Below are 24,672 nucleotides of genomic sequence, written 5' to 3' on the forward strand. Positions count from 1 at the left end.
GGATGCGATGAGCGACAATCATTGGACCGTCGTCCCCCGCCTGCTCCTGCTGTTGCTGGCCGCCGCGGCATGGCCGTCGGTTTTGGCGGCGCAGTCCGTCTGTTTGCCGGCTCCCCGCTTGCTGACGACGATGCCGATGGGCGGAAAAGCGGGAACCACCGTCGATGTGACGATCACGGGAGAGCATCTCGAGGATCTCGACGAGCTCCGTTTTTCTCATCCCAAAATTCAAGCGACGCAAAAGCTCGCTGCCGACGGAACTCCGCTCGCCAATCAGTACGCGGTGACGATCGCTCCCGATTGTCCAGAGGGGATCCATGAAGCTCGCATCATGACGCGGCTTGGTATTTCTTCCTCGCGCGTGTTTAGCGTCGGCGCTTTGAAAGAAACCAGTTCGACGACTCCGAACACGCAGTTGGAGACGGCGATGCCGCTGGAGGTGAACTCGGTCTGCAACGGTAAAATGACTTCCAAAGCGGTCGATTTTTACACCGTCGCCGCGAAGCAGGGTGAGCGTCTGATTATCAGCTGCGCCGCGCAGGGAATCGACTCGAAGCTGAAGCCGGTCCTCATTGTCGCCGACGAACAGGGAAACGACTTGCGGGTCGAACGTCGCGGCGGTGCGATCGATTTCATGCCTGAGGCCGATGGTCAGTACGTGATTAAAGTCCATGATTTGACGTTCAGCGGCGGGCCGTATCACTTCTACCGTCTTGCCGTACAACAGATTCCGGCCGAGGCCGTCGCGCCGCAGTTCGCTGCAACGCGAAACGTCAACGCTTTCTCGTGGCCGCCTGCCAATTGGAACGATGACCAGATCGCCAGTGAGCAGGAACCGAACAATACCGCCGAGCAAGTGCAGCAAATCACGCTGCCATGCGACATTAGCGGCAGCTTTTATCCGGCCGCCGATGTCGACGCGTTTGAGTTCACCGCCAAAAAAGGGGACGTGTGGTGGGTCGAAGTCGCTTCGGAGCGACTCGGCCTTCCGACCGATCCGTCGATAGTCGTTCAGCGTGTGCAGGGAACGGGAGACGAAGCGGCGCTGGTCGACGTGGTCGAACTGACCGATATCCCGAGTCCCATCAAGGTTTCCAGCAACGGCTATAGCTACGATGGTCCTTGCTACAACGCCGGTTCAGCCGACATCAATGGCAAAGTGGATATCCCCGAGGACGGCGTCTACCGTCTGCAGCTAACCGATCTGTTCGGCGGAACTCGCAACGATCCTCGCAATGTCTATCGCCTGATTATTCGTCAGGCGCAACCTGACTTTGCCGTCGTGGGCTGGGCGCTGCACATGAATCTTCGCAACGGCGACCGCAACGCGCTCTCGAAACCAATCGCGCTGCGCGGCGGCGCGACCATGGCGATGGAAGTGATCGCGATTCGCCGGGATGGTTTCGCCGGACCGATTGAACTCGCGGTCGACAATCTACCCCCCGGCGTATCGGCCAGCGGGCTGACAATTCCGGCCGGCAAGTCGCGCGGTATCCTTCTATTCACCGCTGAAGAAAATGCTCCCCGCGGTCTGACGAGCGCCAACTTTGTCGGCAAAGCCGAGATCAACGGCGTTGCCGTGACGCGAAATGGAAGTATGGCTTCGATGGCTTGGCCTGTGACGAATGCTTGGAGCGAGATTCCCAGCCCGCGCTTGTTGGCTGACTTTCCGGTGTCGGTCGGCGGCGCCGAAGTAGCGCCGCTTTCGATCGCCGCCGCTCAGGATCAAGTTTGGGAAGTGACGGCGGGTCAGACGCTGACGATTCCGCTGGTGCACACGCGCCGCTGCGAATTTTCGGGACCGAGCATGAGCCTGAAGACCTTTGGTCATGGCTTTGAAGGGAACGCGGCGTTCGATTTGAAATTGACGGAAGATTCCTCCGAGGCGACTCTCGATCTCGCCAAGCTCAAGCCGGCGCCGGGAACGTATACCATTGCTTTCTACGGCAGCGCCGTGGCCAAGTACAGCGAACACCCCAACGCGGTTGCGGTCGCCGAAGTCGCGTTGCAACTCGCCCAAAAGGAAGCGGCCGAAGCGGCGAAGCCTTTGACAACGGACGAGCCGACAACGGACGAAGAGAAACAAGCGGCGGAGGCAGCCGCCAAAGAGGCCGCCGCGCGCCAAAAAGCGGCGACTGCGGCTGTCGCGGCCGCCGAAAAAGAATTGCAGGCCGCCACGAAAAAAGGGGCGCCCAAGGATATTGTCGACATCGTTGTCTCCAAGCCAATCGAAATCCGCGTCGTTCCCGCGGTAGAGGTAACCCAGAAATGACTCACCCATTCAACGCAGCGTCGGCCTACTGTCCTGGACCGGTCTCCCGCCGCGGCTTCATGCGAATGGGGCTGGCCGGCTTCGCTTCGCTCAGCTTGCCCGGCGTGATGCGATTGCGGGCCGAAAGTCCCACGATCGAAAGCTCGAAGCAAAAGAGCGCAGTCATCATGGTCTGGCAGCCAGGCGGTTGTTCTCATCTGGATACCTACGATCCGAAGCCGAATGCGCCGCTTGAGTATCGCGGTCCGTTCAGCGCGATTCCGACCAAAGTGCCCGGCATGCACTTTACCGAATTGCTGCCGAAGCAGGCCGCCATCGCCGACAAGTTCACCGTGCTGCGCTCGATGCGTCAGAACGCCGGTGGACATCCGGCCGGATCGATGCAACTGCTGTCGGGAGACTCCGATACCCGCGATAAACCGGCTCCGCGCTTGCCTGATTGGATGTCGGTCGCCAATTATCTGCGATCGCAAGACGGCCCACGCACCAATCCGCTGCCGTTGTACGCCGGCGTGAATCCGCCGACCAACTACACCGGTCCTGCTTACCTGGGAGACGCTTACTCTCCCTTCGCCGTGACCGGCGATCCCAACAACCCCAGCTTTTCGGTCCCCAATATCGGTGTGTCGGATCCGCGCGAACTGACGCGTCTGGAGCGCCGCGCCAGTCTGCGTCAAAAATTGGACACGCTGGAGCGAGCCTTCGACAAAGCAGGCGAACTGCAGGCGCTCGACGAGTTCGAGATGCAGGCGATGACCTTGTTGACCAATCCCAAAACAAAAATCGCCTTCGACCTGAGCCAAGAGGACGAAAAGACGCGCGATCGATATGGACGCAACGCATGGGGGCAGCAATTGCTGCTGGCGCGTCGGTTGGTCGAAGCCGGCGTCGAGATCCTGACGACCAGTCTGCATGGTCCCTTGTGTGGACGCGTGAACAACTGGGATGATCATGCCGTCAACCATCACGTTTTTGACGCGATGCGATTTCGCGCTCAAGCCTACGATCAGGCGGTCTCGGCATTGATCGAAGATGTTCATGAGCGTGGACTGAGTGAACGCGTGTTGGTGGTGGTAACCGGCGAATTTGGACGAACTCCGAAAGTCAATTATCAGCCCAGCACCGGCGCCGGTAACGCCAGCGCCGCGGCCGGAACCAAACAGCCAGGGCGAGACCATTGGCCCCGAGCGTTCTCGAACATCTGGGCCGGCGGCGGGATCGAGACCGGACGTTTCATTGGTGCGACCGACTCCAAAGGGGAAGATTCGATCGACCGCATCTGTAAACCCGGCGACTTTCTCGCAACGATCTATCACCACCTCGGGATCGATGGCAGGAAGGTCTTTATCAAAGACCTCAACGGTCGTCCCACGCCGATCGTCGATCACGGCGAACCGATTCCAGAACTGATCTCCTAGGGTGGTCCGGACCGCATCGTTTTTTCTCTCCAGTGCGTTGAACCAATCCAACCGTAGCCCGAGTGTGCAAGCCGAGGCCCGACGAAAGGGCCATCAGGTTGGACCGGACTGTTCTCTTTTTTTTGTAGATCGTCACGCATCCGATATTCCCGCCGAGATTGGACCGGACCGGACTGCGAAAATTTCTCTCATCAAATTACCCAGTTTGCCCATGTGGTGGTTTGGGCGCTTTGTCGCTGTGCCAAACAGGCCCTGAGCTACGGTTTAACAAGTTGGACCGGACCGCTGTCCGTTTTTTTTGAATGCAGCCCCAACAGAAGTCTGGGCGAATTAGACAAGGTGCGTCTAGACGCATCAGAACCTGCTTTTCCCCCGCGGCCCCAAAGCGGAGATCGCCAAAAGCGAATCCCCAAGACGAAAGATCAGACATCCAGACCGAAGGGGGTATTATCGGAGAATATCGAGCAGGCAAGCAAGCGACAATCTTTCGCCGCAGCGGGCTAGTGCTTCGTCACACGGCAACTTTCGGCTTTGGCGCCATGCTCTTTCGGCGAAGACGCCGTAAGAGCATGGCGCCCGAAAATTGGAGGACGCAAAACCGTGGCTAACGTTGTGCGGCGGATTTTGGGGGAGCAGCCGGATCGCTTACCGCAGACCAATTATTGCCCGACGGTGATCGCGTGGAGTTGCTTGCCGCTAGCGCCATCCCAGACGAACAAGCGTCCATCGTCACTGCAGGCGACGACCAACGTGCCGTCGGCCGTCACATCGACGCAGTGCAACCAGATGCCGGCGGCGAAGTTGCGAATGGTCTTGCCGTTAGCGCTAGTCTGCAGTCGAACGGTTCCGTCGCCGCAACTGGAAATCACCTGATCGGTTTCGCCTACGTACTTCAGCGCGGTGATGTCTTTGCCGTAGCCGGTGATCGTACGCTGCTGGTCGGTCGACTCCACATTCCAGACTTTGAGCGTCTGATCCGCCGATGCGGAAGCGATCGTCTGAGCGTCCCCTTTCCAGGCGACTCCCAGTGCGTAGTCGGTGTGTCCTTCAAATTGCCGCAGCAGTTTTTCGGTCTTCACGTCCCAAATTCGGAGGTACTTATCGGCGCCGGCCGAGAGGAACTGTGTTCCATCGGGAGAGAATTTCGCCGCGTAGACCACATCCGTATGGGCCTTCGGCAGATGATGCAGTTGGGTTCCATCCGCGACGCGGAACAGCCCTAACTCACCGCTGCGTGACGGAGCGCCGCTGCCGACGAGCAGCAGAGAAACGTCTGAATTGAAGTCGAGCGAAGTGACGCGATGAGAGATTAAATCGGCCTGTTCCGTCGAACCGATAGTTCGTAGCAAGCGCCACTGCGGGTTCAGGTTCCAAATAACTGCCTCCGCATCGCCGGCGGCGGAGATCAGACGCTGGTTATCCAAGAACTCCAACGGGTAAAGCGCCGCCGCCTGTTCGGTGAACGCTTCGATGGGAACGCCGGTTTCGGCATCCCATGTTTGTACGCTGGGAAAGTCGCCGGCGGTAACGACCGTTTTACCTTCCGGAGCGAAACGCACCGAACGAAGCGGGCGTTCTGACGCGGCGGCCTGTTGGTTGGCGGCGTCGAGACGCGCTTGCAATTGTTGGACGTTCGTCTCGGCCGCGGCGACCGACTGTTTCGCATCGGCGAGAAGTTTCTGAGTCGCTTGGGTGGCCGTGATCGCCGCGGTTTGCTTTTGCTGCGCGAGTTTCTGGGCCATTTCGGCGTCACGATAGGCTTGCTGGTGGTCGACTTTCTCTGCGTTGTCAGCCGGCGCCGCTTTGTCCGTTGCAGCATCTTTGTCGGTTGGCGTTTCCGGCTGCGCCTGATCAAGCGCCAGCTTCTTCTTGGCGACTTCTTCGTTGGCGGCTTGCAGGTCTTCGTCTGTCGTTTTCTGCGCTTCGGTGCGAGTCGTCAGGTCTTGTTCCGCCGCGGCGACTCTTTGTGTGAGAATCGTCACGCGCTGACGGGCCGCCTGTAAATCACGCTGCAAGCGGGCCGCGTTCCTTTGTTTCAGCAGGTCCCCTTTCAACTCGGCGATTTGCTTGCCGCTGGCGTCCCATAGCTTCGCCGTATGGTTCTCACTAACCGACGCGAGCCGTTTTCCATCAGCGCGGACATCGATATCTAGGACGGGGGCGCCATGGTCCCATTGCGCCATTTGCTTCATCGGCGTTAGATTCCAGCGGCGAATTTTTCCGTCCAGACTTCCCGAATAAACCTGCATCGGTTGATCAGGCGCCGCGACCAACGCGGTGATCGTATCATCGTGAGCAGCGATCTCACTGGTCGCGACATCGGCAGGTTCGGCGTCAGACGCTGACTCTGGCGACGGCGTCTCGGGCAGCTTCCAAGTGCGGAGCAGCTTGTCGGCGCCGCCGGTGACGATCAACTGCGGAGGGCTGGCCTGCTCGTTGGATGGCTTTGCGGTTGCGACCAGTTCCAGCGCATGCACAGGGGTCGGCGACTGCAGCATTCCGACCGCCGCTCCATCTTCGCGGAGCCAGATCCGGATTGTTCCATCCAGCGACGCCGAGACGAGTCGCTGGCCGTCCGCTGTGAAGCGGAGTGCTGTAACTTGCTTGTCATGCCCGGTCATTTTCGGACCCGGCTCGGCGGTAGCGGCGTTCCAAAGCTGGATCGTATGATCTGCGGCGGCGATGGCCAGCCATTTTTGATCGGGACTCACTGCAATCGCGGTTGCGGCGCTGCCGGTCGGCAACGTCGCCAAGCGGGCCTCGTGCGGTTGTCGCCAGAGTTTGACTTCTCGGTAGCCGCCGGAAGCGAGCAAGGTTCCATCACTGCTCCAGGCCAGCGTTTTGCTTAAATCGCGATGCGCCGTCGCCGGATCGAGGGCGGAGTCTTGCAGTTGGGCGAGTCGTTGGCCCGACGCCGCATCGTAGACATACAACTGATTGGCCAGCGTGACGGCGATCTGCCGACCATCGGGTTTTATCGCAACGGCATAAGCCGGGCCGAGACTCCCAGCCAACGGCTCCCATTTCCAAGGCGCGGCCGGAGTCGCTGTTTCTCCACCGCGTGCGCCTTGGTCGATCCAAAGACGGATCAATCCCAACTCTTGCGGCTTTAAGACGGGCGCGTTGACGTCGTTGTCCGGGGGCGGCATGAACGACTCTTCTTGATGGGCGGCCAGTTTCAGCAGCAGACTCTCGGCGCCTTTGCCGGCGACCAGCGCAGGACCGGAGTCTCCTCCCGCGAGCATCGCCTGCGGGGTTTCCAGCACTAGGCCCCCGTTTCGCTCACTGTCGCTATGACATGCGAGACAGCTTTGCCGCAAGATCGGCAGGATCTCTTGATCAAATTGAACCGGCGTCGTGCGCTGGACCTCGGCAACCTGAATGGGATCGCCGGAGGCGATCGAACCATAAGTCAGCGCCGCAACAAGCGAGAGTGCGAAAAGTCGCATAGTTGGATCCTGGCAGGTTGGACCGCGTACGACCGGCGATTGAAGGCCGGTAGAAAGTTTCAGCGAATCCAACAAAGGAGGTTAGGAGCAGGAAGGTTCGCAGTCATCGTGCGAGCGTCGGCCTTCGATCGAACGCATTATTTTCATCGAGCGCTCGGAACAAACAGCCAACAAGCGTATTCGCGTCGAGTTGCCGCCCTCGGCGTGGAAACAGTCAGGCGAACAACCTCAACAAGGGAGGGGCAACAAGGGTGAGCGGAGGCCGCAGATTCTAGGCAAACCTGGGTAGGCGAATTTTAGCATATCGACGCGAATGCACCAACAAAACCGAGTTCTAGACGACTTCGATTAGACAGCCGTCGCACCAGTTTTGGTCGGCATTGTGCGCCAATCGATAATGCATTGCGAGTCCGGCTCGGGGACGATGGTTTCTGGCTTTTCGCTCTCTCCAACGCAGCGAGTTTCTTCTCGACTAGCTTGTCTGCGGTGGAAACGTCATAAAGTTGGCGATCGGCTGCGGGCGGCCGAAGGCGAAGCCTTGGTAGTGCGTAAATCCAATCGCATCACATGCCGCAATCGATTCCGGCGTTTCCAGACCTTCGGCCAATGTGGTGATGCCCAATTCAACCGCTGTTCTGTGCAGGTTGGCGACCAGTCCGGTGTGGGCCGCGCCTTGATGAAGATCTTTTACGAGGGAGCGGTCAAATTTGAGATAGTCTGGCGAAACTTGCGACAGTTCTAACAAACGTGATTGGCCCACGCCAAAATCATCAAACGCAAGTTGTACGCCAAGCTGTCGCAAAGCGACGGCGAAATCACGCAGTGATTGAACGCTGGTCGCCGCTTCTTCATGGATCTCTAAGACGAGCGTGCGATCGCCGGCTTGTCTGCGAATCTCACGCATTGATTCGACCAGCTCCGGTCCGAGACGTTCGTGACAATGCGTGTTGAGGAAGAGAGCCCCCGGCACGCCAGACGATTCCAGCGTCTTGATCGCTTCGGTTCGGCATGCTTGGCTCAGTTGAACTTCCAGGCCTAGTCGCGACGCGGCGTCAAAGAGCGCAAGCGGAGATTCGAGCCCCGGCACGTCGGTTCGGACGAGCGCTTCGTAACCGAAAACCTCGCGAGCGGCGCCGGTAACAATCGGTTGAAAAAAGATCGTCATGCGACCTTCATTCAGCACTTCGTGCATGCGTGAAATCGTCCAGTTCTGCTCCGGTTGATTGTTGACGTTGGTGAAATCGACCTCGGCGATGATCTCACTGGACAAGAGCAAACGAAATTCGACATCCGCCAATTGAATCAAATCGCCGTGACCAACAAAAGTGGGCTGAGAAATCGAGTGTCCATTGACGAAAGTGCCGTTGGTGCTCCCCAGGTCCTCGATGATGAGTTTGTCGTCGATCCGTTGTAACGCGGCGTGCTGCTTCGAAACATTCGGAGAGGCGACCTGCAGTTCGCAGGTCGAATTGCGGCCGGCGCAAAAAGGGTACGTCTTGAGCGGGATTCGCGAAATCGACGCATGATCGGGCAAACAGCCTTCGAGCGACCACTGCGGCGGCGCGGCGAATTCGCGGTCATGCGAGTTGGGCGATGCATTCAAACCAGAGTGATTCATTCGTGAACCATTCGTTATCAAGGTAGATGGGGGACAGATTTTCGAGGTAAGACGTAAAGTAAAGTCGATCTATGATTGGGTTGCGAAACCGCTAAGCGCGTAGGCGATTGACGTTTTGTTGTGAGAAATTGGACGCAGGTTCAGGCCGTTCTCGGCACAAAGATTTTGACAATCTTCGTCGTCGAACAGCTCTTGCGAGATCACCAACCCATGTGAATCGTTGGCGTCGAGCAAATGATTGGCGAAGGTGACCGAACGGCCGAATACATCCGAGCGACCGTTGAAACTGGTCGACATCGTCATGCCGCGATGCAACGCCAGCTGCAGACGCGGCGAATGGGCGCCGGCGGCGAGGATGTCGCGTCGGATTTCTAAAGCGGCGGTTAGCGCCGAACTTGCCGTAGAAAAAGCGGCCAGTATCCGATCGTCCGATTCTTTGACCAGTTTGCCGCGATGCGACAGTACAATGCGAAGGCACGACTGGAAGGTGTCTTGAACCCGATCGCAGGTCTCAACATCGCCTAGCGCCGTAAACAGGTCGAGCACGTTAGTGATGCGCAGCCCGAGCAGCGTACTGGTCGCCAGGTTCGAGAGTCGATCGCGCGTGATGATTTCTGTTGGAAAAAGTTTCCGGAACTCAGGCAATCGCATCGCATCCGCGGCCGTGATCGCATCGCTTGCGGCCGCTGCGCGTTCTAGACGAATCACCAATGCGTGCGGATAGTCGTTCACCAGCGTCAGCAGTTGGCGGCCGGCGCCAACGCGCAGCGGACGGTGATTGGTCACGTCAGCGTTCAGGCGAATTCGTTGGCGATTTGAGCCGCAGGCCGCTTCGGCCGAGAGACTGACCGTGTAAGGAAGTTGCGCCCCGCGCAGGATGTACGATCCTGGATCGAGCGTCAGGTCCAACTCTAACCGTTCGCCGGGAGACAATCGCGTTTGGGCGACGACATGCGGCGCATGTTCGGGCCCGCCGATGCAATAGGTGCGAATATCGGCCTGACGAATTTCAGGATGAACGCGAAAGATCATCTCGACCGAACTGGAAAAATCGGTCTCAAAATCATGGTTGCAGGCTTCGCACCGCGCATGTCGGTCAATCTCGCTCAGCGTTTGCTTGACTTCTGCTGCGACGCGACAAGTGGGGCAAAGTACGTCCCAGTGCATTTCCAGCAAGCCCGCATGGCACGCGGCCAAGCATGCGATCGTAAACTGATCGGGGTTCAGCTGGAATCGCGTCGCCAACGCGCGGGGACGAATTCGCGCGAGTTCCTGCGGAGGGCTTACGGCCAGAAACTCCAGCAAGCGATCGAGACTGGTCGTCTCGCTCACTTCCGCCGCTAAGCGAGCACGCGCCGTAGCGAGCTTCTTGTGCAAGGAGTGCGAAACTTTTGGCGCCGACTCATAGGGATCGGTCGCCGACGAACCGCTCAGCCGGCCGGTCACCATCTCGTTGATTCGGCGATAGACGCGATCGAGCGGCTTGCGACCTTTGAGATTGACTTCGACATAGGCGATCAAGCGACCGAGCCAGCCGCGGGGAGCAATGCGCACGCGATGCGTCAGGCGACTTCCTCCGGTCGGTCGCGGCGTTACTTCCACGACGCTCACAAACCACTGGAACGGGCCATTCTGAAACTCGCGCAACACGCCCAAGCGTCGTCCTTCGACCCATTCAAACGGATGTTCTTCCCACGTTAGACGCGTGAAACCGAGTCGAAACGAACCGATGCGATGCAGCGCGCCTTGCTCGTCGCGATGGTTAACGTATTCGACCGGCGGCAATCCGACGGCGGCGTTGATGCGTTCGGTATTGGAGACGAGCGGCCACAAATCAGCCGGCTGGCCGTCGAAATCCCATTCCCATTGGGCGGTGAAGACTTTGCCATTCGCCTCGGGAACCACGGGATGAATCGCGATGTTGTTGGCTTCACCGCGTACGAGTCGATCCAGGTCGGCGAGCATATGTCCGGCATCGGCAAAACGTGCGGCCGGCGCCTTTTGCAAGGCTCTCTGCACCAACGCGGCGGCGCCATCGCTAATTTGCGGATTGAGCTTGCGCGGATCAGGAGCTTGCTCGAAGCAATGCCGCGTGATCAGTCGGACCGGATCGTCTCCGGTAAAGGGAGGTCGACCTGTCAGTAGCTCAAACAACGTTGCTCCGAGCGAGTAAACGTCGGACGCCGGAGTCACCTTCGCTTTGTCGGTGCATTGTTCGGGAGAGATATAGTAAGGAGTTCCCAGCATGGCGCTGGTTTTGGTCAGATCAAGCGACGCCGCCTGATCGACATGGCGAGCGAGGCCAAAGTCGGACAGCTTCACGGTGGGAAGCGTTTCGGCAGCGATCGCGGCAAAGACCGCTTCCTGCGGCGACGCGCCGATTAGCGGCGAGGCCGAAAGGAGGATATTGCCGGGCTTCAAGTCGCGATGGACGATGCCAGCGTCATGAGCCGTGGCCAAGGCGGCCGCGACATCGCTGATGATCTGCAACGCAAGGCGCTCGGGTAAGGCTCCTTGCTTCTGCACGACGGCCTTCAGGTCGGTTCCTTCGACCAACTCCATGATCAGATACGATACTTCGCCGCAGCGACCGACATCCAGCAAGTTGGCGACGTGGGGATGCTGTACTTCGGACAGGAGCCGCGATTCTTTTTGAAACCGCTGGAGCGTTTCTTTGTTGGGCAAAGACTCTGGCGGCAGAACTTTGGCCGCGACCAGGCCGCCGGTTTGGGTATCGGCGGTGAGATATACGGCTCCCATGCCGCCTTGGCCCAGTTTTCGAATCGGCTGATAGCGTTTGCCGAGAGAGGGGAGCGGCGACGATGGGCCGTAACTGCTGCGCAAATCAGCGGCGTGATCGACTTCGGTTTGTGCAAGCCGAGCGCATAGTTCCCGCATGCCGTCCGACCAGGAAGGATCGCCGATAAAATCGTCGTCAGAGATTACACCAGTCTTGTCGAGCGGATCTTCAGTCATAGCGCGTTTCGGTGTCTCGTTTGCCCTGTCGCGGCAAGCTGATCGAGAAAACGGGAGTCCAGCACTAAAAACGTAGGATACTTTTCATCCCTTTTCCCGATGGCTGTTGATAACCGCACCCCTCGGCTGGCGGCGTGATGGTTCTCGTTTCGTGGGAAAGTTGCGACTGCGAACGTCGTTCGCGGCTCTGAAACCGAGTGCGACGCCTAGCTAAACGGTGGACGAGGTGAAACTTGCCGCGATCGGCGAATCCCCGGCGACCTCCAGCTGCTGTTCGACTTGCATTTTGCGTGATGCAGCGATGGTGTTACCAGAACCAATAGTGAGGCTTGTCCCGGTTGTCGGACGGCGTTGAGGAACCCTTTCAATTGATGGTCAAAATAACCGACGATAAGTTGCGTAATGCGCGGTCGCAGGATGCGTCGGAAGCCGTGCGCCCTCAATTTCCACGGACGGGTGTGATCGAATATGTGGCGTTGGACGTTTGGTTGGTCATTGGTTTGTTTGGCTTGCCTGCCGACGATGGGCGTCGCCCAAACTTGGATGACCGAACACGATTCGCCGATCTCGATGGATGAGATGGAGCGTCATGCGGGTTTCTCAGAGGCGCCCACCTATCCGCTGAATCCGCCCAAGGCATATTGTTGGAACTGGACCGATAGTCTCGAGCTGTTCTTAGGGCTCGATGGTTCGAAGCAGCCGCAAGACTTCGGCGTGAACGCACATTTTGGCGGACGGGCCCACATTAACTGGGGGGCGCCGTTGTCGTTCGATCATAGTCTCGGGCTGCAGATCGGTACTGCCGTCACGCAGACCGATCATGCCGTCGCCGTGACGCACGCTTTAGAAGGCTCGTCGAGTCGCACGCAAAGCTTTACGACGATCGGACTGTTTCAGCGGGCCGATAGCGGTTGGAACTGGGCGTTGGCTTGGGACGTTCTTTATCAGCAAGACTACGATACCGAAACGCTCAGCCAATGGCGCGGACGGGTTGGCTATGACCTTACCAATCGCGACGAAATCGGCGTCATGGGCAGTTTGCCGATGTCGGGTTCCGACGCCAATTGGGCGGGCAACGCCGTTCATTTACGTCCATTGGCGCAGGGGAGTTTCTTCTGGCGTCACCTGTGGCAATACGGCAGTCAGACGACGATGTGGCTCGGCGCCGCCGATTCGCATGGTCAAGAGAACGCCGCGCTGATGAACACGCAAGGAACCAATTCTGTCGTCGTCTTTGGCGCCGACCTGCATTGCCCGGTGAGCGATCATTGGGCGATTTTCGGCGAAGCGAACTTTGTCACGCCAGCCGACACCGGCTCGGTCGACGCCTATCTCGGCTTCGCGTTCTATCCAGGCGGAGGCGCACTGGGATGGCGACGAAAAACCTTCTCGCCGCTCTTGCCGGTCGCCGGCAGTCCGACGTTTGTCACCGACTTGTCCCGGTAAGCAACGCCGTATAGACGACGATTCAAACTTTTTGTAGTCCGAAGCGCAAGCGAGGAAAATGCGAAGAAAAGTACGGGCTGCGCTGACGGCTCTAGCGCAGCGGCGGCTTGGTCGGCAATTGGCTCATCTGATAGATCGGATTGCCGGGCGCTAGTTGAGCGGCGCGTTCGAAGTGTTGATTGGCTTCGATCACTTGGCCTTCGATTTCTAGCGCCACGCCCAGCAGATGATGCGTCTGGGCGTCGCCTGGTTGTACTTCGGACAAGCGGCGATAGTAGCTGATTGCGTCGGCGCCGCGATCTTCGGCCAACGCGACTTCCGCCGCGAGACGCAGGGCCGGAATCGAATCAGGGCGAAGCGACAGCGATTCTTCGACCAAGGTGCGGCACTTCGCGGTTTCGCCGGCGGCGAAGCGAGCCTGAGCCGCTTTCAATTGGGTATCGGCGCGACGCTCGGAAAGCGTCTCGGCTAGTTCCGCTTTGCGCTCTTCGACATCCCGGCCAGGGTGCAAAATTGGTTCGCTCCAGCTGGGCAAGCTCGAACAACCGACGCCGCTGGACAAGGTGAAAGCGATGACGCAGAGAGTGCGGATCATGGGTTCATCTCAGGGAGCGGATAAGGAGCGGGAGAAAAGTCTTCGGGCCTGACGACCGGCGCGGGAGCATACTCATGCGGCGCGACGACCGGCGGCGTTTGGATTTGTTCGATGTGCCAGGGCGAGACCTGCACCGGTCGCGGCGGACTGGGAGGGACCCAGCCTTCACGCAAGTGAGTGACCACCGATCGATCGCCGAGACCCGATTGCTGCGTCACAACGTTGCGCAGTTCAGCCGCTTCCAAATTGCCGTTGTCAAAATGGATCGAGAGATTGCAGTAGCGAAGCGCCGAGTAAGCGTCGCCGGTCGCCCAGGCCGCCGTCGCCAAGCGATAATACTTGCGTCCCAGATAGCGTTTGCCGAGCGGCGACATTTTGTCGGCCATGTTTTCATGTTGTTGTTCAAAGACTCCGCGCAGCTCTTCCCCATCACTGGGGATATGGGCGGCGTCGACAATTCGCGGGGTGAGCAGCACGATCAACTCGTCACGCACCGTCGTCTCTTGCTTCTGGCGAAATGCAGGCCCCAAGATAGGGATGCTTCCCAAGTAGGGTATTTGCGAGCCCTTTTTGCGAAGGTCGCTTTTGATCAAACCGCCGATGATGATGGTGCGGCCATCCGGGCAAATGACATTGGTCGTCACTTGGGTCACAATCTTGTTGGGCAACGTAAATTGGCCCTCGACTTTGACATCGCCGTCAGAAATTTCGGGGTGAACTTCCAGACGAACCATGCCGTCATCGGTGATAAACGGACGCAGGCGAAGCTGCGTACCGATTTCCAGAAACTCAACCGACTGGGTCGACGCCGTCTCGGTGACCGTAGTGCTGATATAACCTTTTTGTTCGCCGATCAAAATCTCGGCGCGTTGTTTGTTCAACACTAGCAATTGCGGCGAAGCGATGACGCTGGTGTCGCCAAACGATTCCAACGCGTCAATAAAGACTCCCAGGCTCGAATCGAGAAAGCCAAACTTCAGTCCCCCATCGGTCAGTTTGATCTGGTCGAGCGCTGATAGCGGAAAACCGGAAACCAAGCGGACCTTGTTCTTGTCGATCAGCGCCTCGAAATTGACCCCGAGGTTCAAGCTGTCGTCCAGTTTGACTGACAGGATGGTCGCTTCGATCGCAACTTGCAGCGGACGACGGTCGAGTTCGCGCACCGCTTCGTCGATTTCGTTCAGTTTGTGTTCAAAGTCGCGGACGATCACCGCTTCGGTGCCTGCAAAATCGTCTCCTCCGGCGGCGTTGCTATCGGCGGAGATTCCGACCTGAGAAGCGGACGACACGCTGATGACCCCGACTTCGGCGGTTAGCAACGGCGTCAACAGCGTTTGCAGGTCGACGGCGCGAACGTAGTTCGGTCGATAGATCCGCGTTTGCACGCGATCGGCCATATTGTTCATCGCGTGAAGCTCGGCCGGCGTACCCACGTAAATGAAATTGTTTTCTTCCAGCGTGATATATCCGGTCGAACGCAAAATGGCGTTCAGCGCGGTTTGCACATCCACTTTAGAAAGCGAAGCCGAAACCGTGCCGCGCACGCTGTTGGTCGGCAGGATGTTGAGATTCCCCTGCTCGCTTAACATCTCCAGCACTTCGCGAATGTCGGTGTCTTGAATCACGATCGTCAGGCCGTCGTCCCCTTCGCCGCGTACGATGCGGGGGCCGGTCGGCAATGGTTTCGGCTCGGGCAGTTCGTTCTGGGGTGTCGGCCGCATGTCGGCTGGCGTCGTGTCGGCGACCGGCGGAGGAGCCTGAATCACGCCGTTCATGGGGGCGACGGCCGGATTGACCGGCGGATTCTCTTTTTGGGCGTTGATGCTGGTTTCGGCGACGTCCCGGATCGAATCGAGCGCCTTGGTGAAAAATTGAAAGCTTTCGCTTTGTCGATCATTGACCGCTTCGATGCTCCTTTTCAAGCTATCGATATCGACCTGTTGAGTCACCGCCGGTACGTAGGGAGCTATCGCCGGAGTCGGCGTGGTCACGGCTGACGCAATCGGCGGCGGCGATTCGGGGGGCGCCGCGACTTGCGAAGCGGCGAACATGGGGCTGTCGAGCAGATCGTCCGAATAGTGAACCAATCCGATCGCAGCAGCGACGCCAGCGACGGCGCACAGTACGAAGACCGTTGTTCGGAGTAAGAATTGCATTCGACTTCCATGTCGGTAAGTAAATGGTTTTGCCGTGTTACGGCTGCTGCGATCCCTGCCGCATCACCAGCGTATGGTTCGATTCGATCGCATCATAAGTTTTGAGCGGCAAATCGAATTTCTCTCCGTTGCGAGCGAGTATGACGCCGGTCGGTTCGATCGAACTGACGACGAAATCGGCTCCTTGATTCGATTGCACCACGTCTCCTACTTCGTAGTTCGCCTGATTAATTCGCGCGATCGCTCGCTTGCGACCGACGATTACCGAGCGAACAAACAAGTCATCCGGCCGAGGAGCGACCACCGCGACAGGCGCGGCGATCTTATCTGCCGGTGACTCGGAAACGGCGACTTTCTGCTTGCGAAACGGGTCGAGCGAATCTTTCGGAAGGTCGGCCGATTGCATCCGAGGATTCTCCTTCATTCGTTTCGCCCAGGTTCGCCAGTTCATGTCGTCTTCCGTGGTCGGCGCCGACGCTTTCGGCGTGACGACCAACGGCTGAACTTTTGCGACGGCGCTGGAGGCCGGCTTGGACTTCATGGCAGGCATCCATTTGATGACCAACGGCGTCCAAAACCAAATCGCGATCAAAAATAGCCCGGCCAGCACCGCAGCCTTCTGCGGGCTCTTTTGGATCTCTTTTTTGATCCGTGGGATCAAGGATTGCGATTTCATGGTCTCTGCAGAACGTTTCCGCTCCGTCTCCTTATGTATCGGCCGCTGATAGCGTTGAGCTAACCGGATTTACCGTCAAAATCGACAAAAAACTCCAAGGTTAGCTCGCATTTCAAAACATCATCGCCGGGTGATAGCGGAGACAGCTCGATGCTTCTCACCCAAAGGACGTAGGGAAGCTGCTCAAAACGTTTCAACATGGCGTGAACCTCGGCAAACCGGGCCTGACAGCCAATTTGGACAGGTTGGGAGATTAAGCTGGCGTGACGTTGCTCGGGCATCGGGACCAGGCTCAGTTTTTCGGCGCCAGCTTCGCGTGCTTGCGATGTCAGCAGATGATAGACGCGGCCGGCGTCGATATCTTTTTCCGAAACGGCGTGCCAGGAGTCGAGGAATTTTTCGACCTGATCGAATTCCTCTTGAACCGTCGCCAATTGCGTATCGATCGCCTCTTCCGAGTCGATGGTCGATTTCATCAAGGTAATTTCATCGCGCAGCGCCGAGATATGTCGTTGCCGCGGCAAGTAGACGAACGCAGCGTACGCAACGGCGATGGCCGCCACGACGACGACATACTGCCATTTGACGGTTTTATTCTTTTTGGCGTTGAAAACGGATTCGGCCATGAGTTGGTTTCCTTATCGCCCTTGCCGCAAAGCGGTGGACGCTGCGGGAACCGCACGGATTCCCGGCGGGGGAGTCAAAACGACTTGGAGTTCAAAATCGGATCGCCCCGAGTCGTCTCCTTGGGCGACCGGCTCCACCGATTCGATGATGGCGCGTTGCACGAGGGGGTGATCGTTAAGCTTCACCAGGTATTCGTACAACTGCGAAACGTCCATCACCGCGCCGTCGACATCGAACTTGGCGGTTCGCTTTTGACGCTCGGATAAAAAGAACTCAAAGTCGCGCAGCGTCGCCGATTTTTGATTCGCCGCCGCTGCGTCTTCTTCTTCACGGCGTCGAGCGACCGAAGCGATCTCTTGGTAGAGTTTCAACTCGCGAAACGACAAGGTCTCGGGGGTTGGCCCTGTCAGGCAGGCCAGCAATTGCGTCGTCGGCCAATGGCTCTTGAGCGTCGCATAAAGCTGCGCTTCGTTTCGATGCTCGGTCAGATTGAATTGCAAATTGACGAGTAGATCGCGCTTGGCGACGGCCGCAAGATACGCCGGCTCCAGCGCATCGCGCTGAACCTGCAATTGATGTTGGACGCCTAGTTGCAGCAGAGCGGCGACCGCGAGCAATGCGCCGATCGACGCAACGCCGATCCAGCGGTAGAGACTGGCTCGGCGGCGTTTGCGCCGATCGCGAAATTTTTTCGGTAAAAAGTCGATGTCTTGCATGATTGTTTCCTGGAAACGCGTTTACGTTTCCCGCAAGGCCAGCCCCGCGGCGACATCCCAGATACCGCGGCGCGTGATTTGTTGCGTTTCGTCATAAGCGCGGAGCGGATCGCCCAGTTCGGCGTCGAGCGAGAGCCGTTTGGTCAAAACGTCCGCCAATTGATCGTTCGCTTCTCCGCCGGACAGAACCAAACGGACCAAAGGTTTGCCGCGGAACGTCACACTGTGATAGCGAATGCACATCGACATTTCGGCCAGCAGCTTTTCTACAATCGGGCGCGTCGCTTCGGCCAGACTGCGAGCGATTTCCGGGTCTTGTTGAGTGCGCCGGCGATCGCCGTTGTGTTTACGCAAGTCGGCCGCTTGCTGCGACGACATGTCGAGGCGCTTCTCAACCGCTTCGTCAAATTGCCGTCCGCCCAGGTCGAGATACTTGATGAACAAGATCTTTTCGCCTTCGGCGATAACGACCACCGTGGTAGTGTTGCCGATATGAACGTATAAGACGCGATCGGTGATATCCGATTCGCGGCGATATTGATTGCAATAGCTGCGCAGAATCGCCGCCGGTTCGACATCGACCGCCAACGGCCTTAATCCGGAAGCTTCAATCGCTTCTAGGCGGAGTTCGAGCGTCGGGCGGTGGCAGGCCATGACCACCACTTCTTGGGCGGCGACATCTCCCTGACGTACGTCGCACGTGGCGAAATGGCGAATTTCAGCATCGGTGACCGAATACGGAATGCGCCCGGCCGCTTCTTGTTGGACCAGCAGTTCGAGCGGCTTGGTTTCGTTTTTGGGAATGCGAATGTTTTGCAAAAACAGATCGCGACGACCGACGCATACGATGGCGTCTTTGCCGCGAAAGCGTCTCCCTTCCATGCACTGTTTTAGGGCGGCTTGCAGACTTTCGCCTGTCGGTACGCTCTCGGCTCCCCCGCCGGGAAGATCGTAGTTGGCGTATTCGAACAGCTGCTGCCGATCAGCGGTGAATTGCACCATTTTGATCGAACGTGAGCCGATGTCGACGCCGATCGGACCGGTCGAATTAAAGGGAAGGCGAATCATGCTTGCTAACGAAGACGAACGAGGAGGATTCCGCTTCCGTCTGTCGCATGTCGACAGCCGCTAAGAGGCGGGAATACTCGGAGTGACTTGGGTAGGTTCTTCATAGGCGGCGATGCCGGTAATCGGATGAATCCGCACGGCCGCGTATTTGGAATCTACGCCACTCCCGGCGCGCAGCCAAATGATTGTGGGCCGCGTCGCGGCAGTTTCTCCTAGTGGGCCAAATTCGACGAAGGTTGTCAGGGTGTCGCTGCCGCCGGTTATGACGGCTCCAATGATCGTAACGCTTACGCCGACATGCGGCAGGTCCCAGAGCGACGTCACCTGCTGATTGGGATTCGCGTCAGTATTGTGAAACGGTGAGTGCGGCAACTTGTCGAGCGTCACGTTCGAGCCGACATGCGTCAGCGTATAGGTATTGGCGGCCGTGTCGAAAGTGACGCGATAAGTCGAGCCATTGGCGATCGCCAGGCTTCGCGCATAGTCCAAGTCAGAGACGAGAATCTCGCCGCAGCTTTGCAGCTGTTGATCAAAGGTCGGCGCAAGCTGCGGCAAAACGATCGCCGTGATGACGCTGATTAGCGCCACGACTAACAACAGTTCGATCAGCGTAAAGCCGCCGCGATTTTGAGCCAGTCCAGGCGTCAACCTATTTCTCCACGATTTCCACTTTCAGTTTTCCGCTGCGGAGCAAGGTATTCTGCTCTTTCAGCAACTGATTCGACTCTTTGAGATATTGGATCATCTGCTCGCGTTGCGTCACGGCGTTGGCGAACGGCAAGTTCGCGGCCGGCGGCGCAGCCCAGGATTGCCACGAGATCATGGTTAGGATTGCTAAAGCGTTTAGTCCTAGCAGGACAAACCACCGTTTTTCCTTGTTCATCGCAATTCAGCTCCTAAATCGAGTCGTTTAACTTGCGCCGTTTTCACTGCGCCGAATATATTCCCATACGAGGCCTTCGTCGCCGGGATCCGCTACGTATATCGGTTGTGACAGATCGGGCCAATAGTAGCTTTTCGCCTCGGCGGGGGGGGAAATCGAGAGATTCTGGTTCAAATCCAGATCTCGTTCTTGGTCCAACCATTGCGGAAAATAGTCGTCGGCATCTCCGCCGGTCGCATTGACGAATTGCGAAAGCTGCGATTCCCAACCTGAAGAGTGGTAATCCCAACTGCGGCGCGTTCCTACGGTCGCTCGTTGTGCGTGCAGCATTCCGGTCAAGACGCAGCTTGTATCATCTTTTCCCTCTTCGATCTCAAAACGATCCCCTACGATCACGGCGCCATCGATCGTAACTCTCGCATCCTCGATCAGCACGTCGTCACGGCCATAGATCGCCGGCAATTGCCAAACCGAAGATTCCCCGACCAGTGCTGGCAACGTCGTCGCTCGCAGTTGGACATCGTCGCCGCTGACGGTTAGGTCGACTCCGTCGCTAGGCGTGATGCACATGCCGTCAATCGTCACGCGATTGCCGAGAGTTGTGTTGCCGTTCAGTCGCAAAACGCCCAGCGGATTCTCCAGCATGTCGGGCGCGTAGGTGCGATTATTGATATTGCCGGAAATCGAGGTCGCCGAGTAGCTCTTTCCTCCGGGATAGAGCCGATAGGTGCTGGCCGAAGCGGTGATTTCCGTCGGCGTCGTCACGCTGAAATTGGAATAGTTGACTGTCAGGCCGAGCATTCGAGACAAGGTCAGCCAATTGGCGTTGGAGTTGGTCGATTGATTCAAGCGAATCTCGCCGGTCAGTGGGCGATAGTCTCCTTGCCCTGCGTTCTTCATGCTCAAAAGATCGCCCAAGTAACGCGTTCGGGGACTTCCCGGAGGATTGTCGCCGATCCAGACGCTAGCCGCCGGATTGTTGACCGGCGAACCTCCGATCCCATGGGTGGAGATCAAAAATCCGTTCTTGTAGAACCGGTATTGATATCCGTCAAAGGTGAGCGCAACGCAGGCCCATTGCGAAAACGAAAGCGTTCCGCCGCTGGCAGTATAAGTGTAGGTATAGTTGCTTCGGTGCAGCCGAGCCCTTAATCGAGGGTTGCTGTCGCCGTTATCCAACCCAAACATGAAGGTATGGTCCCAGGCGTCAACTCCCGTCGACTTGGAAATAATTCGCCCTTGCTCATTGTCGTCGTCGCCGTTGAATGGAGCGATCCAGGCGATAATGCTGAATCTTCCGGACGAGGGAAGTTCAAATTTTCCGAGATCCACATGTCCATTTTCACCGTCGAAGAAGGTTGCACGGTTTGAGCCAGAGACGACGACGCCAGGCAACGTACCGCCACCATAGGTTCCGGTTCTCCCGCCTGCTTGGGCGGCGACTGTTGCGGCGGTGGATGACGATTCGTTGAATCGCCACCAATATCTGGGGCCCATCGCATTCAACTGATTGTAGAGACCCGTGTCGCTCGAATTGCCGGCCAGTGTCGTAAACAGGAGACTCAGACCTCCAACCTCGTAGTCGTAAATCGCCAGCTCATCGATCAAGCCATAAAAGGGGCGCGTCGTGGAAGGCATCGACTCGCAAAGCCGCAGTTCTCCCTGAATATGCGTCGGACCATTCAGCGAGATCGGCATCTCAATGCTGTTGGTCTGGGTTCCCCAGAGATAGCTCGTATAGGCTTGCGACGTTGTGAAATGGGCCGGATTGGCGGTGCGGCGTTTGCGGACCAGCTGGACGACCGCTTCGGCGGCATATTCAGACTTGTAGGTCGTATCGAGCGGATCAAACGCGATTCCAATGGCGCGAACGGTGACGCGGTAAGGATACTCGCCCCAGTCGGGATCGGCTGCGGTCAATTTCGCATCGCCTGTCTCGTAGGTGACGATGTAGCTTTCGTTGTCGCTCAGCGACCCGCTCACGGTGACGCCGACTCCCTGCCAGTTGGCGGCGTGCATTTTTCGTACGCCGATCGCCAAGCCAGATAACGCCGCGTGCCGCGCAGATCCAGCGCGATGCATATTTCGTTCGATCTGAGAGGCGCTCATCTGCGTGCGCATCATCGCGTAGGACATCGCCAGCGTGATGGAGAGCAGCGCAAGCACGATCACGACGGCGATTCCTTGTCGTCGTGGTCGGAGAACTACGTGTTGCTTGCGATCCCGGTTCATTGGTTCAGCGTGTAATAAAGAGAGGCCGAGCCGAAGAAAGGCGCTGCTTCGACGTCAACCGACGACTGCTTCGCCGCCGCCGCGTTAGGCGCGACTTGAAATTGAAATGCGATCCACGACTGACGCGTGCCTGAGTGGAGTCCATACGATCTTTGCGGCCACCGGAGCGACGTCCAACTCTTCAGGCCGTCGCGCATATCGGCGACTTCGGCCGCATCGGGGCGCACACGCATCTCAAATCGGAGCGTGCTGTACGATCGCTCGCCGCCGGCGACCAGCTTAGGGGCGGCGATGAGATCGGTTAAATCGATCTTCTCGACATCGTCATCGTCCAGTAACGCTTCGACCAGATCGCGCCATCCGGCGGCGGTGGTGGGCGCCGGTCGGGTGTCGCCTGTCGCTTGAAATTCGAGCAAGCGATTGGGCTCGTCCGGATCGGATGCGAAAAACCTCAATTCTTCGATTCGCGGCGATCCGTCTGGATCCAGCGCGATGGTCTCGGGGCGCCAGATCGCGATCGCTTGCGGAAAAGTGTAAGTGGAATCGTTGTAGGTGATGACTTGGGCGCCGGGAAACGACTCGCTGGCGGTCGCGCCGGCGAAGGCGCGTTGAATTCGCTCGATGATCACTCGAGCATGCTGCGCCATGACGCCTTGGTCGGCGGCGTATTCGTGGGCCATTTGCACCGCCAAAGCGATCGTACTGAGCGCAGCGGCCATCATGCCCATGATAGCGGTCGCCACTAGCATTTCGGCAAGCGTCATGCCGCGGCGTTTCAGACGCTTAGGTCGTCGGTGGTACATACGTGAATACCCTTCGCCGTGTCAGGACTTCGCGCCAATCGGTTCCATCTTGATGGAAGATGCTCACTTCAATCGCGCGATAAGGGCCGGCGTTGCTGTCGTCGAGCTCCCTGCCCAGATCATCTTTGTCGACGTAATAGACTTCACATTTGCAGCGCCAACGCTGCATAAACGTGTTACTCATCCGAAAGCTGGCCGGCAAGTATCGCCCTGCCCCGTCGCTTTGTCCAAGCGCTATTCCGTCGATCGCCTCAGGCGGGGTCGATGAATAGTCGTTGTAATCGTCGGTATCGTTAAATCTGGTTCGCCCCTCCGCATTTGTCTCGCTGGAAGCGGCGCCAAGCGACGTTGGATAGGGATCGCTCAGCGCCGGATCGACCCAGTCTTGTCCCAGGATTTCGTCCAGCATTTGATCGGCCAGCCCCGAGGCGATCGTCATCTCCTGGGCGTCCATGGTCGCTTCCAGAGTGCTTTCGACGCTCAGCAGCAGCGCAGCCGAAGTGATCGTGATGATCGTTAGACAAACTAACGCTTCGATCAGTGAGAATCCGCGGCGTGGGAGTTGGTAGTGGAGTCGCATGGCGGGCTGAGTGAATGAGAAATAAAAAAACGCGGCGAGGTCCCCTCAAGCTCCTAGCTTCCTCGCCGCGCAGCGAACTTCACCCCTCCCCAAGGCTTCAGTTCATCTGAAAGATAGGGTCTCTAAGGCCAGAGTCAAATCGCGCCAAGAAATGCGCTGGTGGATCGAAGAATGTTGCGAAAATGCAACGTCCCTGCGCTACATTCGCCAGAAAAATAGGCAAGCGACGAGGGCGGTCCTGTTAGGATTTCCAGTCGAGACCCAGATCAAGCGAAACGGCGCCATGCGTTAGTGCGCCGACGCTGACCCGCTCGACGCCTGAGGCGGAGATGGGGCCGATCGTTTGCAGATTCACGCCGCCGGAAGCTTCCAACTCGACCTGCGGCGCCAGGCGATTGCGCATCTCGACCGCTTGTCGCAACACTTCGGGCGGCATGTTATCGAGCAAGATAATGTCGGGCTGCGACGGAAGGACCGCTTCCAACTGCTGGAGACTGTCTACTTCCACTTCGATCAGTTTTTCGGCGGCGCCCGCTTCGCCGAGCTGAGCGACCAGGAATTCGCGCACCTGGGGCGTGATGTCGGCCAAGGTCCGCTGCGTGGCGCTCCAGGCCAAATGATTGTCTTTGGCCATGACGGCGGCGTACAAGCCGACGCGATGATTTACCCCGCCGCCGCATTGCACGGCGTATTTCTCCAACCGTCGCCAACCGGGAGTCGTCTTTCGCGTGTCATAGACGCGCGCCTGGCCGGTTGCGGCGTCTACATAGCGCCGCGTCAAAGTGGCGATGCCGGTCAGCCGACAGACGAAGTTAAGAATCGTGCGCTCGCTGGTCAACAAGTCACGCACGTTGCCTTGCAGGTTGCCGATCACGTCGCCGCATTGGATCGAGTCGCCATCCTGCTTTTGCGGCGTCCAGACCAAATCGAGTTCGGCTTCTTCGATAATTAGCGGGATCACTTGCACCCCGGCCAACGTGCCGGAGTCTCGCGCGGCGATATCGGCGCTCCCTTGGGCGTCGGCCGCGACCAGTGAGACCGTCGACCAATCTTGCTCGTTGTCGAGATCCTCGCGAAACGCCAAGCGAATTAAATAGCGGCAGTCATCGACCAGTTGGGGATCCCACGAAACCTGGCGGTATTCTTTCGGCATGACA

Annotated in this window: 18 protein-coding genes; 3 read left to right on the forward strand and 15 right to left on the reverse strand. The window is 58.1% G+C overall.

The features are described 5' to 3' along the window. Window positions 1-7: 7 nt before the first annotated feature. Window positions 8-2,272, forward strand: a complete 2,265-nt coding sequence (locus tag DSM3645_RS13410) for a hypothetical protein (RefSeq protein WP_002652738.1) — start codon at window positions 8-10, stop codon at window positions 2,270-2,272. After that, a complete protein-coding gene (locus DSM3645_RS13415) occupies window positions 2,269-3,690 on the forward strand; it encodes a DUF1501 domain-containing protein (protein WP_050769377.1) in 1,422 nt (473 codons plus the stop codon). Before DSM3645_RS13410 ends, DSM3645_RS13415 begins: the two co-directional genes overlap by 4 nt. Window positions 3,691-4,349: 659 nt before the next feature. On the opposite strand, the gene DSM3645_RS13420 is transcribed toward DSM3645_RS13415, so the two are convergent. From DSM3645_RS13420 to DSM3645_RS28280, 3 genes are all read right to left on the reverse strand, one after another. Beyond that, window positions 4,350-7,139 (reverse strand): c-type cytochrome domain-containing protein, encoded by a 2,790-nt coding sequence (locus tag DSM3645_RS13420; protein WP_002652740.1) that lies wholly within the window; start codon window positions 7,137-7,139, stop codon window positions 4,350-4,352. A 472-nt stretch (window positions 7,140-7,611) separates the two neighbouring features. Continuing rightward, on the reverse strand, window positions 7,612-8,757 hold the full coding sequence (locus DSM3645_RS13425; RefSeq protein WP_002652741.1) for an EAL domain-containing protein: 1,146 nt from the start codon (window positions 8,755-8,757) through the stop codon (window positions 7,612-7,614). 69 nt (window positions 8,758-8,826) lie between these two features. Next, the gene (locus DSM3645_RS28280; RefSeq protein WP_002652742.1) at window positions 8,827-11,733 is read right to left on the reverse strand and encodes a protein kinase domain-containing protein; all 2,907 of its coding nucleotides are present in this window, start codon (window positions 11,731-11,733) and stop codon (window positions 8,827-8,829) included. A gap of 468 nt (window positions 11,734-12,201) precedes the next feature. On the opposite strand from DSM3645_RS28280, the gene DSM3645_RS13435 reads away from it, so the two are divergent. Continuing rightward, entirely contained in the window at window positions 12,202-13,179 is a 978-nt protein-coding gene (locus DSM3645_RS13435) for a DUF6666 family protein (RefSeq protein WP_002652743.1), read from the forward strand. A gap of 91 nt (window positions 13,180-13,270) precedes the next feature. On the opposite strand, the gene DSM3645_RS13440 is transcribed toward DSM3645_RS13435, so the two are convergent. The 12 genes from DSM3645_RS13440 to nadC all read right to left on the reverse strand — a co-directional run bounded on the left by DSM3645_RS13440 (window position 13,271) and on the right by nadC (window position 24,668). Further along, window positions 13,271-13,774 (reverse strand): tetratricopeptide repeat protein, encoded by a 504-nt coding sequence (locus DSM3645_RS13440; RefSeq protein WP_002652744.1) that lies wholly within the window; start codon window positions 13,772-13,774, stop codon window positions 13,271-13,273. Further along, window positions 13,771-15,930, reverse strand: coding sequence for a type II secretion system protein GspD (locus DSM3645_RS13445; RefSeq protein WP_002652745.1), 2,160 nt, complete (start codon window positions 15,928-15,930; stop codon window positions 13,771-13,773). Before DSM3645_RS13445 ends, DSM3645_RS13440 begins: the two co-directional genes overlap by 4 nt. Before the next feature lie 37 nt (window positions 15,931-15,967). After that, window positions 15,968-16,606, reverse strand: coding sequence for a hypothetical protein (locus DSM3645_RS13450; RefSeq protein ID WP_002652746.1), 639 nt, complete (start codon window positions 16,604-16,606; stop codon window positions 15,968-15,970). Between the two features lie 59 nt (window positions 16,607-16,665). Further along, window positions 16,666-17,232 (reverse strand): type 4a pilus biogenesis protein PilO, encoded by a 567-nt coding sequence (pilO, locus tag DSM3645_RS13455; RefSeq protein ID WP_002652747.1) that lies wholly within the window; start codon window positions 17,230-17,232, stop codon window positions 16,666-16,668. Window positions 17,233-17,244: 12 nt separating this feature from the next. Then, entirely contained in the window at window positions 17,245-17,949 is a 705-nt protein-coding gene (locus tag DSM3645_RS13460) for a hypothetical protein (RefSeq protein ID WP_002652748.1), read from the reverse strand. A 21-nt stretch (window positions 17,950-17,970) separates the two neighbouring features. Next, window positions 17,971-19,017 carry a type IV pilus assembly protein PilM gene (gene pilM / locus DSM3645_RS13465; RefSeq protein ID WP_002652749.1) on the reverse strand — a complete coding sequence of 349 codons (1,047 nt, stop codon included), beginning with the start codon at window positions 19,015-19,017 and terminating at the stop codon, window positions 17,971-17,973. A gap of 60 nt (window positions 19,018-19,077) precedes the next feature. Next, a complete protein-coding gene (locus DSM3645_RS13470) occupies window positions 19,078-19,665 on the reverse strand; it encodes a pilus assembly FimT family protein (protein WP_002652750.1) in 588 nt (195 codons plus the stop codon). A gap of 1 nt (window position 19,666) precedes the next feature. Beyond that, complete coding sequence (locus tag DSM3645_RS13475) at window positions 19,667-19,900, reverse strand: hypothetical protein (RefSeq protein ID WP_040351827.1); 234 nt, start codon at window positions 19,898-19,900, stop codon at window positions 19,667-19,669. Window positions 19,901-19,927: 27 nt separating this feature from the next. After that, window positions 19,928-22,132, reverse strand: coding sequence for a LamG domain-containing protein (locus DSM3645_RS13480; protein WP_002652752.1), 2,205 nt, complete (start codon window positions 22,130-22,132; stop codon window positions 19,928-19,930). Continuing rightward, window positions 22,129-22,935 carry a PulJ/GspJ family protein gene (locus DSM3645_RS13485; protein ID WP_081444817.1) on the reverse strand — a complete coding sequence of 269 codons (807 nt, stop codon included), beginning with the start codon at window positions 22,933-22,935 and terminating at the stop codon, window positions 22,129-22,131. Before DSM3645_RS13485 ends, DSM3645_RS13480 begins: the two co-directional genes overlap by 4 nt. Further along, window positions 22,916-23,515 carry a type IV pilus modification PilV family protein gene (locus DSM3645_RS13490; RefSeq protein ID WP_002652754.1) on the reverse strand — a complete coding sequence of 200 codons (600 nt, stop codon included), beginning with the start codon at window positions 23,513-23,515 and terminating at the stop codon, window positions 22,916-22,918. Before DSM3645_RS13490 ends, DSM3645_RS13485 begins: the two co-directional genes overlap by 20 nt. Window positions 23,516-23,756: 241 nt before the next feature. Beyond that, window positions 23,757-24,668, reverse strand: a complete 912-nt coding sequence (gene nadC, locus DSM3645_RS13495; protein ID WP_002652755.1) for a carboxylating nicotinate-nucleotide diphosphorylase — start codon at window positions 24,666-24,668, stop codon at window positions 23,757-23,759. Window positions 24,669-24,672: the final 4 nt, after the last annotated feature.

Origin of the sequence: Blastopirellula marina DSM 3645, from assembly GCF_000153105.1 — a bacterium.
In the GTDB taxonomy this organism is placed as follows: domain Bacteria; phylum Planctomycetota; class Planctomycetia; order Pirellulales; family Pirellulaceae; genus Blastopirellula; species Blastopirellula marina.